Raw genomic sequence first — 12,155 nt, 5'->3', positions numbered from 1 at the left:
CCGAAGGGCGGCAGTTCTTTTTCGCCAGACTTCGTTGCTTGCTCCTTACAGATCCACTTCGGGATATGCTCGTCGCTCGCGCCTCGTCTGGCCGAAAAATCCCTTGCCGCGAACGTGAGCGTATTTATGAAATGGACCACTAAGGTCCGAGTGAGTGTCACTCGCGAGGGAGATTTCGCGAAGGTCGCGGTCGCTGATCAAGGCATCGGAATTCCCGAGGAACAACTGCCGTTGGTTTGGGAGAAGTTCTATCACGCTCTCGCTCCGGAAGCGGCGGACGTCGCCGGCAGCGGACTGGGCCTCACCATCGTCAAACACATCGTCTCCATGCATGGCGGCGAAGTTGATGCCACGAGCGAAGTGGGCCAGGGATCGGTCTTCTCCTTCACCTTGCCGCTGGGCAGAGCTCAGTAATCAGTATTCAGTGTTCAGTATTCAATCATGCCTGCCACTGACAACTGATCACTGACAACTGATCACTGACAACTGATCACTGACAACTGAATACTGATCACTGAATACCGATCACTCCCCTCCCCTACCCAGCCCCTCGTACAACCCGGCCAGGCGCCGCGCGTGTTCATCGTAAGCGGATTCAAACAATTCTTCCGACCGTTTCGCTCCAACGACCGCCGTCGCGCTCAGAACTTTCGGCGGACTTCCAGCGCGAGCCAAACGCGAGGCGACTTCCGCCTTCAGACAGTTGACCAACAAACATCCGCCCACCGTGGAGCCAGGCGACACCGGCGTCTCCAGGCCGTCGATCGCCACCATCGCGTCACCGGCCGGCGCGCCGGTGTCGAGCGCCAGGTCGGCAAAATCCTGGAGCTTCTTTCCCGACGGATGCTGGCTTTTGCTGGCTTCGGAATGTTTGCGGCTGATGATGGCGACGACTTTGAGTCCGCGCTGCTTGAAACCGGCCGCCATTTCAATGGGCACGATGTTGCACCCGCTCGACGAAGCGACCAGCGCGGAGTCTTTGGCCCAGAGATCGAAGTTCCGCAAAATGCGGTCGGCCAGTCCACTAACATTCTCCAGGAACATTGCTTGCCGCTGTCCATTCGGGCCGACCACAAGATTGTGGAAACTGAGCGAAAGTTCGACGATGGGATTGAAGCCCGGGAACGAGCCATAGCGCGGCCACATCTCCTCCACGAGAATCCGGCTGTGACCGGAGCCGAACAGGTGGACCATGCGCCCCGCCAGAATCGTCTCCGCAAACCAATCCGCGGCCTGGCGAATGGCGGGCGCTTGCCGTTCGACGTTCGCGATCAATTCGCGGCACTTGCTCAAGTATTGCGCACTTGGATCCACGAACCAGAACGCTACTGGATGAAATGGCTGGAGAAAAGCCTGATCGGCCTAGTCCTGACTCGCGCCCAGTCGCGCCCAAAGTAGGGCAGGCTTCCAGCCTGCCTCTGGAGATTGGAGATTGACATGAAGAAATCCCAAAGGGATTCCCGGCCAAATGCACTCCTCTCACACCTGCCTGGTTGCCCAGCGCGCCACGGCCTAACTCCAGGGACAGGCTGGAAGCCAGTCCTACTTTACAGGAAATCAATCGCCACGACTTCGTGGTCGAGGATGGACGGCACCACGAGGTCCAATGAACTGACGCCTTCCACAAACGCGGCGGGTTTGCCGCGCACCAGCAACTGAGCTTTCTTCGGCCGTTTGCCTTGCGGCAGCCGGATGCGGACGCGCTGTTCGCCCAGCGGGAACAATTCCCGGAACGGCCCTTTCATCATCATGGGATTGGTGAGGTTGACGAGGTGAATCGTCATGGAGTCCTTTTGCAGCCACGCGGTCACGTCGAGAACGCCGGGGCCCGTCACGACGACTTGCCGTTCCTCGTTCGTAGCCCATTCAATCGCGTTGCGCAGCAGCCGTCCGTGGTCCAGGCACAGGACTTCCCAAAACGTGCGGTCGATGTCCTACGGAAAGTACACGATTCGCCCGCGACCTAACTCGCGCAGAAAGACCTGCGTTTTGTCCGTCTTCACCACGCGCGGATAAACCTTTTCCATCGGCAGGTCGGGGTAAGAGGGAATCAAGGTCAGCGGGGTGCTGTAAAACCGCTCGACCGGCTCGACCTCCACGCGCCAGACGCCGTTGATGATGCGCGGCGCGTCTTCAAGGCCCGCCAAAACCGGATGACGTTTCCCCGTCGCCGAATCGTTCTCCAGGCGAAGATAGGAATTCTGCATCGGTCCCTCGACGCGTCCCTTGGTGGAGACTCCAAACAAATGAATGTGCTGGCGCCGCGCCGGGTCGGACGGATTGTTCGTTCTCGGCAAGTCGAGCCCGGTTGCGAGCTTGAAGTGCTTCTGGCAATGCTCGCAGTAGCACATGCCCGAACCGTCCCAGCGATTGATGAAAATTCCATCCACGCGGTACAGCGACATGATTTCTTTGTGGACCTCGGTCATGTGCTCGAAATTGTAGGGACCGAGCCCGCACGTGACCCACAATTCCGGTGAAGCCCAATGCCGGCGCGGCTTGCCGTCCGCTGTCACCGCGATCCAATCCGGATGCGCCTCCTTCACGTCGTCGTACGTGGCGTGCGGATCCGTGCGCGCGATCACGACCATGCCGAGCTACCGGCAGACTGCGACCAGATCTCCGAACGGGTCCATCTCGCCCAGGAACTGGCTGCGATGATGAAACGGGATTTTCGTCGGATAATATGCCACACATCCGCCCGCGCTCAGGCAAGCGGCGTCCGAATGCGTGCGTTTGAAGTAGTCGAGCCAGAACTTCAGATCGAACTTGCCCGTGTCATCCTCGACCAGCGTCAATTGCGCCCAGCGCATCGGACGATCGAACCAACCGGCAGAGGGCGCAGCCGAGGCTTCCGCCGCTTCGGTGTTGGAGTTCGCCGCGTTCAACGCGACGGCCGCTGACAAGACCGCCGACGATTCCAGAAATTCCCGACGAGACAGGTGGTGCTGTGAATCCATAATAGTTTTCTCCCACGAAATGTGGGTAGCGCGGGTGATCCGCCCGCCTCGTTCGGTGACTCGCCGAACGAAACGGAAGCACGCTCCCGACTAAGAGCGTGTCCGAAAATTCCGCGGGGTCCTGTTTTCGCGCCAAAGGCCGGATGGCGAGGCGCGACGAAGGAGAATATCCTCCCTGGATCTTCGACTGAGGAGCAACGAAGCCAGGCGGCCTTTGGCGCGAAAACCCTCCGGGCGGCGGGTCTTTTGTCCGTGGCCTGCGTTGGCTCGGTCCTTACAGCCCGCGTTGGGGATGCTCGGACCTCGCCGCCTTGGCCACAGCCAAAATCCCTCGCCGCAGGACCCCGCGCAATTTTCGGACACGCTCTAAGAGGGGGAGCCAATTTGTCTTCGAGATCAACCGCCATTCCGTCGGGCGTGTCCCCCGACGGCACAGGCGTGTCGCCTGTGCTACCCAAGATCGAATTTTCAGACACGCTCTGAGCGATTATTCCCAGTCCCCGCAATCAAGATCGAGCCAAATGTCAGCGGCTCACTCCTCAAATTGCAGGATGACGCGGAAGCCGATGGCCTCTTTTTGGCCGATGAAGCGCAGGTTCGGTTCCGGCGGCTCGAAGGCATGGTAGGAAACTTCGCCGGAGCGTCCGCCCCCCAGCAGCATCCAGGTGGTCGGAGCCGGGCCTGGAGATTCAGAGGGTCGTAAAAATGCAGGCACCATTCCCGAACATTGCCGTCCATATCGTAAAGACCGAGCGAGTTGGGTTCACCCATTGCCAGCGGTTTGACAAAGCGGCGCGCGTCGAATCGCTCCTCGCGATACTTGTCCCGGTAATGATCCCTGTGCCATTCCTCCTGGCGCGGGAAATGCCGATGGTGACGGAGTGGTTCTTTCCGACTTTTTCCAGAACTCTCCCGCGGTCCGGTAACCTCGACCTTCCTCCTGGACGAACCGGGCAAAATCCATGACCCGCGTTTCCCAGATGCTCCAGTAGAGCCCGTCCTTCCAACTCATGTGTTGGAGAATCACGAGCAAACCGTCCGGCTTCCGTTCGCGAACGCTATTCGCGAGCGCATTCATGCCCGCTTCATCCTGCACAGGTTTCGATTCTGTGGTGAGATCGATCGCCAGCCGATGGGAGGATTTCTCCAGCCTTTCGCGGTATTCCTTTTGGTGGGCATCACCCTTCGTTTGGCAAAGTTGCTCCTTCTCTTGCGTCTCCACCCTCGGAACGTTCCGCGTTTTGTCTTTCCGCGAGCTTGACCTTTGTCTGAAACCCGCCACATTACGCGGCTCGATTTTGAAATCCGCCCACGGATGGTAAATTGGAAGCCGTGGCACGGGTTTTGGAAAACACTGATTTAGAAGCAATGCAACACATTCGAAACATCGCGATCATCGCGCACGTGGATCACGGCAAAACCACGCTGGTGGATTGTCTCCTGAAGCAATCCGGAACCTTCCGCGCCAACCAGGCTATCGCCCACGAAGAGCGCATCATGGACTCCATGGACCTGGAGCGCGAAAAAGGCATCACCATCCGCGCCAAAAACGCCGCGTTCAAATACAAGAGCTACCACGTCAATATTGTCGATACCCCCGGCCATGCGGATTTCGGCGGTGAAGTCGAGCGCGCCATGAGCATGATCGATGGCGTCCTGCTCGTCGTCGATGCGGCGGAAGGCCCGCAAGCGCAAACGCGATTCGTTTTGCGGAAAGCTCTGGAAGCCGGCGCCAAGCCCATCGTCGTCATCAACAAAATCGACCGCGAAAATGCCAATCCGAAGAAGGTCCTCGATCAGGTCTTCGACCTCTTCATTCAGCTCCACGCCACGGACGAACAGCTTGATTTCCCATTTGTGTACGCGAGCGCGAAAGAAGGCTACGCCAAGGCGGAACTCGATCACGTCAGCGGCACGATGGAACCGCTCTTCGACGCGATCATCAAACACGTGCCGCCGCCGCGCGCGTTCGCCTGTGATGGTTTCCAGATTCTCGTCGCCAACCTCGACTACAGCGATTACCTGGGCCGGATCGCCTTTGGAAAAATTTACTCCGGCAAAATCAAGGCCGGAGACCAGGCCATTTGCCATCATGCCCACGGCACCAAGACCGCTGGCAAGATCACGTGCATCTATCACTTTGAAGGCCTCAAGCGCGTCGAAATCGCCGAAGCGCACGCTGGCGACATCGTGGGCCTGACCGGTTTTGAGGAGGTGTTCATCGGCGAGACGATTGTCGATAATCCGGACCGCCCGCCGTTGCCCGCCAAACCCATTGATCCGCCGACCATTCAAATGGAATTTGCGGTGAACGACGGCCCCCTGGCCGGCCAGGATGGCAAGCTGGTCACCGCGCGCCACATCTGGGAACGGCTCGGGAAGGAAACGCGCACGAACGTCGCCATCCGGATTGAGCAGACCAGCGATCCAAAAATCTTCGTCGTGAGCGGACGCGGCGAAATGCAAATCGCGATTCTGGTCGAACAAATGCGCCGCGAGAGCCATGAAGTGCTGGTGTCGCGCCCGGAGGTGATCTATCGCAAGGACGCCGCAGGCCATCTTCTCGAGCCCATCGAAAAATTGTTCCTGGAAATCCCGAAGGATTTCATGGGCCCGGTACTCGAGAATCTTTCGACTCGGAAAGCCGAAATCACGAACATGCACCACCACGGCGATCAGATCAGCGTCGAGGCTCTGATTCCGATGCGCGGCTTGATCGGGTTCGAGACCGACCTGGTGAATACGACGCGCGGCCTCGGGGTGATGAGCCATCTGTTCCACGAATATGGCGCGGACCGAGGCGAAATCCCGTCGCGCAAAAACGGTTCGCTCGTGAGCATGGAAGATGGCGACGCCACGGCTTACGCCCTGAACATGATTCAGGAGCGCGGACGCTTGATGGTCGAGCCGGGCGAGAAGATTTACCGAGGCATGATCGTGGGCGAAAATGCGCGCGACAACGATATCCCGGTCAATCCCTGCAAGACGAAGCACCTCACGAACATGCGTTCGCAGGGCGAAGGAAAAGGCATCCAGTTGGAGCCCGCCCTAAAGTTAAGCCTGGAACGCGCGCTCGAATACATCGGCTCGGACGAATACGTCGAAGCGACGCCAAAGAACCTGCGTTTGCGCAAGAAGATTCTCGACGAAACCCAACGCAAGCGCGCTCTACAGAATCGCGCCGTGAAGGTCGTAGCTGCCTGATCGGATGGTGTGGCGCTCTTGTTCTGGCGGAACGCTGCGAGAGTTTGTAGGCTGGGCTTCGGTGACACGGTTGAGAAGCTCAGATGTTGACCACAGAACAACTGAACGGCTTGATGACAGACCTCGATTCTGATCGTGTGGAAAGAACGACTTCGACCAAGAACACGGACAAGTTCGGGGAAGCTGTTTGCGCCTTTGCCAACGATTTCCCCAATCATCGACAGCCGGGATATCTGCTCGTCGGGATCGACAACACCGGCAAGCCTTGCGGACTGAAAGTCACTGACGAACTCCTGCTCGATCTCGGGGCTCTCCGCTCGGACGTCAATCTCGAACCGCTGCCTGCCTTGACGGTGCAGAGGCACATGTTGCCCGAAGGCGAGGTCGCAGTGGTGGAAGTGCTACCATCCGATCTGCCCCCCGTGCGCTACAAAGGCCGGGTCTGGATACGTGTGGGCCCCTCCCAGCGGGGAGCCAACCAGCAAGAGGAGCGGATTCTGACCGAGAAGCGGACGGCCCTGCAGAAGACCTTCGATGCCCGCCCATGCGAGGGATGCACGCTGGACGATCTGGTCATGGACTTGTTCCTGGTTACTTACCTCCCAGCCGCCGTGGCGCGGGAGATCATCCCAGCGATCCGCAACTGGCTTTGCCCGCGGGCGACATTTCCCCGGCGGGGTACGTGGTCATGCAGCACGCTGTCCGGGCCGACCGTCCCGTCAAAGCTTACCAGAAATGGATGAAGCGAATTCCTGAAGTCTATCACGAGGAAGTCCTGACCGACCCCAATGGGGGCGCTGTCTCGACTGAGACGGATCGAGAATGCCTTTCCACCGTGAAGCACTATCGTAGTCTGATGCCCATGGCCCAGGAGGCGCTCAAGCCCATCTTCCACCTCAAGGCGGCAGACGGCGCTCTGGGCGGGCACATCTACGCGGTTCAGGAGTGCTACGATGATTTCAAGAGACTGGCGAGCGCGATAGCACACAAATGCGGAGTTCCTCTGCCATGACTCCTGCCCCGCCCAAAAAGCTCATCGAAGGTTGCGCTCCCTCTGGGCAACAACGCTCGCACTTCCTCAATAGTTCGGGTCCCAAACCAGAAGGAAACACCATGACTACCCGCTTCTCCCGCCGACAAGTGTTGCAGTTGGGCGGCCTGGCCGCCCTCTCGCCCGCGGCGTTGTCCGCCCAAATTTCCGGTTCCACCACGGAATGGCCGCCGAAACTCGGCCCCGGCACGCCGAGGATTTGCTTGGGCGCCGGGCGCTCCGAGGAAGCCCACCTGCGCCAGTTGAAACAGGTCGGCGTGGATTACGTGCTCATGGGCGGGCCGCGCATTCCCTGGACGGAGGAAAGCTTGCGCCAGATCCTGGACCGCTACAAAGGCGGCGGCATCACCGTGATCAATATGATGATCGGCGGCATGAACGACATCATTCACGGCGGACCGAACCGCGACCGCGAGATCGAGAACCTTATCGCTTCCATCCGCGCCGCGGGCAAAGCCGGCTTGCCGGTCATTGAGTACAATTTCTACGCCCATCGACTGACCGAAGGCTACAAGGAGGAAGTTGGGCGCGCCGGGGCCGGCTACACAGCGTACGATTACGAGTTGTCCAAAAACCTTCCACCTCGCGAAGGGGTGGGCACTCACACGCGCGCTGAGCAGTTGAAAAGGGCTGAATACTTCCTCAAGGCGATCATCCCCGAAGCGGAGAAAGCCAACGTCCGGTTCGCGCTCCATCCGAACGATCCGCCCGTGCCCATGAGCCGGGGCTCCGAGCAACTCATGGACACGGTGGAACATTGGTTCGAATACCTCGACCTCGTGAAAAGCCCTTACAACGGCATGACCTTTGACTGCGGCGTCACACGCGAAACGGGCGCCGATCCCGTGAAAGTTTGCCGGACGCTCGGCGAACGCGACGTCATCAATCACGTCCACTTCCGCAATGTCGTCGTCCGGAAGCCCTACGTGGATTACACGGAGGTGTTCCTCGACGAGGGACAGGTCGATATGTTCGCAGTGATGAAAGAGTTGGTGCGACAAAAGTATTCGCGCGGGCTTTATCCCGAACATCCCCGCGCGCTCGACATCGATCGCGAACGCGGCATCCGAAACTCGTACCCAGGCGGGGGCGGACTCGTGGGCGAGATTTACAACGTCGCGTACACAAAGGCCATGCTCCAGGCCGCGTTGTCGCTCTGAGAACAGGGGAGCACACGCGCCTCGCGTGTTCCGGTCGGCGCCCTCGCCGACCGGAATGACCTCATCGGTCACTCACTATCGCATGACTTCTTTCATCGCACCTATGTGGTTGGCGAGGGCGCCAACCATGGCACGCGGGGCGCATGCACTCCCCTGTTCGAGTCAATAGATACGTCCGAGAAGCTATGACAACGACGCAATTCAATGTTCCTTCGACGATCCTCGTCGGTGGAGGTGTCAGTCAACAGCTCGCCGCGCAGGCTGCCCGCTTGGGAGGACGGCGAGAGTTGCTCGTGACGGACGCCACCATGGTGGCAAGCGGATTGGCGGGACGCTGCGTGGATCAACTCAAGGCCGCAAACATTCCTGCCGCCGTTTTCTCGGGCGTTCAGCCGGACCCAACGGACAAGAACGTCGCCGAGGGCCTGGCGTTGTTACGAAGGGAGAACTGCGATCTTGTCATTGGCCTCGGCGGAGGCAGCCCCATGGATGCCGCCAAGGTCATCGCCGTCGCGGCTACGAACGACGCGCCGATTCGCGAATTTGCCGGCTATCATCGCATCGCCAAGCCCGGCCTTCCTTTGATCTTGATTCCCACGACTGCCGGCACCGGCAGTGAGGTAACCAAAGTGGCAGTCGTCACCGACACCGAACGCGACGTAAAGATGATGATGCTCGACGCGCATCTGCTCGCGCGCGTCGCGCTAGTGGATTATGAATTGAGCCTGACGATGCCCACTTCTCTCACGGCCCACGTCGGCGTGGACACACTCACCCACGGCATCGAGGCCTACGTGTCGCGCAAAGCTAACGCGCTGACCGATCCGCTGGCGGCCGAGTGCATCCGGTTGACCGCATCGCATCTGTTTACCGCCTGGAAAGAACCGGGAAATCGCCCCGCCCGCGAGGCGATGATGCTCGCGGCCTGTCTTGGCGGGATGGCGTTTGCGAACAGCAGCGTCTGCCTCGTGCACGGGATGAGCCGCCCCATCGGCGCGATCTTCCATCTGGCGCACGGCCTGTCCAACGCGCTGCTGCTCCCGGAAATCACGCAGTGGTCGCTTCGCGGCGCTGTGCCGCGTTACGCGCAAGTCGCGCGGTGGGTCGGCGCGGCGGCGGACACCACCACTGACGACGAAGCCGCTGCCACACTACCCGAGTACCTTGCCCGATTGAACGGAAGCCTGGGCATCGGACGTTTGCGAGATTTCATCAAGGCCAGGCAGGAAGCATTCGACCAAAAGCTGCCCGCGATGGCGGAAGCCGCGTTGGCAAGCGGCAGTCCGCAAAACAATCCGATCATGCCTTCTGTTGCGGAGATCATCGAGCTTTACCGCAAGGTTTGGTAGTTCCGACGGTATCTCTGTTCTCTCCGTTTGCTCCAGTTAAAGGAATTCCCATCTGCCTCGCGGTCTGTATTCGCGCATTGTTGGACCGGAGCGTTTGGGTCATTCTGCGGTTGCATGAAGACAGGATTCTGTTGGCTGCGCTTCTTCGCAGCCTTGTTGTTCCTCCGGGAGGTTGGAGTTGCTTCTGACCCGCAACCCACGCCTTCCGCAAACACCGTTCGCGTTGCGGCCGCGCAAGCCGCGCGACGCACGATCGATTTTCGCCTGCCGCCCGCCGCCGCCCTGACTGCCGTGGACAAGAATTTGAGCGATTTGGAGCGCATCATCGATCGCGCGGGCGAAGCCAAATGCGATGCGCTCGCGTTGCCTGAAGATACGCTGAGCCTGCTAAACTGGCTGGGCGCGAACGAGACCCTGGCCGGCGAGGTCTTGCCGAAGGCGGTCCAACGAATGCTCGAACGCCTGGGCTCCGCCGCCGCGGGCCACCGCATGTATCTCATCGTGTGCAGCGACTCCATCGAGAGCGACGGCGGGATTTACAACACGGCGTTTCTGCTCGGCCGTGACGGCAAAGAAATGGGCCGCTACCACAAGGTTTGTCCGACGTGGTCGGAAGCGGGCGCGCGGCAGCGGGGAAGCGCGTTCCCGGTGTTTCCAACGCCGGATCTTGGCACGGCGGGTCTGCTCATTTGTTACGACCTGGTGATGCCGGAGACCGCGCGCTGCCTCGCGTTGCAGGGCGCGGACATTATCTTTTTCCCCACAATGGGCGGCGCGGCCATTGGCGACGGAGACATCGGCGTCCAGGCGTTGCGAGCGCGCGCAGCGGAGAATTTCATCTGGCTCGTTGTCGCTCATCGCGGCGGCGGCGCCATGATCATTTCGCCCCAGGGCAAAATAGTTGCCCAGGCGGAAGGTCCGGACGGACTGGCCATCGCGGACATTAATCCTCGCGGCCAGCGCGAGGGCGGCGACGCCTTTACTGTGCAGACGGTGGGATTGACGACAGATCGACCGGAGAACCGTAGCGCAGATTTTCAATCTGCTGTATCGCCGATTTCCAATCGGCAGGGCGCCGGCAAGTCCCAGCGGGCTCGGACTGGGAGACGCCCCGCAGAATACAATTCTGCGATACGGCAGAGTGCAACTCTGCGCTACGAGCTTTGTCGTCCATCCCGCGGACCAAGCAGTAACTGGCAGCGGGACATGCGCGCCCGCCTTTTCCGCGAGCGCAAACCTGAAGCCTTCCACATCCTCACTGAGCCGCAACCACCGGTGGTGGACAAGGTGCCCATTGGCCTGACCCGGCAAGAAGCCGGGCGCATCATGGCTCGGGCGCTGACCCTGGGCGATGAGGAGTTCAAGCAGGCCAGCGAACTTCAACAGCGCGGCAAGACCGGCGAAGCCATTGCGGCCTTTGAGCGGTTGCGAAAGGTCTATCCGGCTACCTGGATCGACCGCGTGTCGCAGCAACGCCTGGCCAAACTTGAACCGGCCAAGTCGAAGCCAGACGCATCCGAGAAGGGCCTCGCGGCGAAATATCCTGGCGATGTCGGCATCGGAAACGATCCGAGGACGCGCCGAACTCCGGTCGTTGGAGCGTCGAGATGCGCATGGAACGCGGCAAGAACCATGTCGGCGACGCGATCAAATGGTTCATGCCAGGCGCCGACGCGGTCTATGCGCGCTTCTACGTCAAGTTTTCGCCGGATTACCAATACAATCATCACTTCGTGTGGCTGGGCGCGAATCAGCGCACGAACAAATGGTCCGCCTTCGGGAAGGCCGGCCTCAAACCGAACGGCACTTACTATTCCACGCGCATGGAACCCTGGTTTGCCTGGGGCAAGAATCCATCTCCGGGCGAGGTGAGCTTCTACACGTACTATCTCGACATGGAACCGGATCGGAAGATGAACAAGTATTGGGGCAACAGCTTTTTTCCGTCAGGCCCCGGCAAAGGCGCGGCCGCCGGCCCCGCCCGCGTCATCCCGCCGCTGAATCAATGGCAATGCTGGGAGTTCATGATCCAGGCGAACACCGCGCCGGATAGAGCTGATGGCAAACAAGCCATGTGGGTCGATGGAAAACTGGTCGGAGAATTCACCGGCATCCGCTGGCGCAGCGACCTGGATTTGAAAGTGAATTGCCTCTGGCTCGAACACTACGGCTACGACGAAGGCGATCCCACGAAACGGTATTGGAAGAACCGATAATCCGTCTGGTTCGACGACGTGGTCGTGGCGCGGCGCTACATCGGGCCGATGAGCGATTGAAGCTTAGTGGTCCATTTCATAAATACGCTCACGTTCGCGGCAAGGGATTTTTCGGCCAGACGAGGCGCGAGCGACGAGCATATCCCGAAGTGGATCTGTAAGGAGCAAGCAACGAAGTCTGGCGAAAAAGAACTGCCGCCCTTCGGGTTGCGCCG

10 protein-coding genes and 1 pseudogene are annotated in these 12,155 nt (G+C 59.9%); 8 read left to right on the top strand and 3 right to left on the bottom strand.

What is annotated here, in order from left to right; genetic code table 11:
* The first annotated feature begins 126 nt into the window (after positions 1-126).
* Positions 127-414 (top strand): ATP-binding protein, encoded by a 288-nt coding sequence (locus FJ398_20045; GenBank protein MBM3840211.1) that lies wholly within the window; start codon positions 127-129, stop codon positions 412-414.
* A 111-nt stretch (positions 415-525) separates the two neighbouring features.
* Here FJ398_20045 and FJ398_20040 read toward each other — a convergent pair whose 3' ends face one another.
* From FJ398_20040 to FJ398_20030, 3 genes and pseudogenes are all read right to left on the bottom strand, one after another.
* Positions 526-1,314 (bottom strand): SIS domain-containing protein, encoded by a 789-nt coding sequence (locus FJ398_20040; GenBank protein MBM3840210.1) that lies wholly within the window; start codon positions 1,312-1,314, stop codon positions 526-528.
* Between the two features lie 233 nt (positions 1,315-1,547).
* A pseudogene (locus tag FJ398_20035) lies at positions 1,548-2,960 on the bottom strand (hypothetical protein).
* Positions 2,961-3,428: 468 nt separating this feature from the next.
* Entirely contained in the window at positions 3,429-3,920 is a 492-nt protein-coding gene (locus tag FJ398_20030) for a hypothetical protein (GenBank protein ID MBM3840209.1), read from the bottom strand.
* A gap of 408 nt (positions 3,921-4,328) precedes the next feature.
* Between FJ398_20030 and typA the strand changes: the two genes are divergently transcribed.
* The 7 genes from typA to FJ398_19995 all read left to right on the top strand — a co-directional run bounded on the left by typA (position 4,329) and on the right by FJ398_19995 (position 11,940).
* Positions 4,329-6,164: a translational GTPase TypA gene (typA, locus tag FJ398_20025; GenBank protein ID MBM3840208.1), complete on the top strand. Its 1,836-nt coding sequence runs from the start codon at positions 4,329-4,331 to the stop codon at positions 6,162-6,164.
* Between the two features lie 83 nt (positions 6,165-6,247).
* Complete coding sequence (locus FJ398_20020; protein MBM3840207.1) at positions 6,248-6,907, top strand: ATP-binding protein; 660 nt, start codon at positions 6,248-6,250, stop codon at positions 6,905-6,907.
* Positions 6,904-7,176 (top strand): hypothetical protein, encoded by a 273-nt coding sequence (locus FJ398_20015; protein ID MBM3840206.1) that lies wholly within the window; start codon positions 6,904-6,906, stop codon positions 7,174-7,176. Before FJ398_20020 ends, FJ398_20015 begins: the two co-directional genes overlap by 4 nt.
* Positions 7,155-8,375 (top strand): TIM barrel protein, encoded by a 1,221-nt coding sequence (locus tag FJ398_20010; GenBank protein ID MBM3840205.1) that lies wholly within the window; start codon positions 7,155-7,157, stop codon positions 8,373-8,375. The genes FJ398_20015 and FJ398_20010 overlap by 22 nt, the downstream gene beginning before the upstream one ends.
* 185 nt (positions 8,376-8,560) lie before the next feature.
* The gene (locus tag FJ398_20005; GenBank protein MBM3840204.1) at positions 8,561-9,724 is read left to right on the top strand and encodes an iron-containing alcohol dehydrogenase; all 1,164 of its coding nucleotides are present in this window, start codon (positions 8,561-8,563) and stop codon (positions 9,722-9,724) included.
* Positions 9,725-9,838: 114 nt separating this feature from the next.
* Complete coding sequence (locus FJ398_20000; GenBank protein ID MBM3840203.1) at positions 9,839-11,596, top strand: carbon-nitrogen hydrolase family protein; 1,758 nt, start codon at positions 9,839-9,841, stop codon at positions 11,594-11,596.
* The gene (locus tag FJ398_19995) at positions 11,548-11,940 is read left to right on the top strand and encodes a hypothetical protein (GenBank protein ID MBM3840202.1); all 393 of its coding nucleotides are present in this window, start codon (positions 11,548-11,550) and stop codon (positions 11,938-11,940) included. The genes FJ398_20000 and FJ398_19995 overlap by 49 nt, the downstream gene beginning before the upstream one ends.
* Positions 11,941-12,155: the final 215 nt, after the last annotated feature.

It is taken from the genome of Verrucomicrobiota bacterium (genome assembly GCA_016871535.1).
In the GTDB taxonomy this organism is placed as follows: Bacteria; Verrucomicrobiota; Verrucomicrobiia; order Limisphaerales; family SIBE01; genus VHCZ01.
Note: the sequence above shows the minus strand (reverse complement) of the source record. Positions and strands in the feature narration are given on the sequence as shown.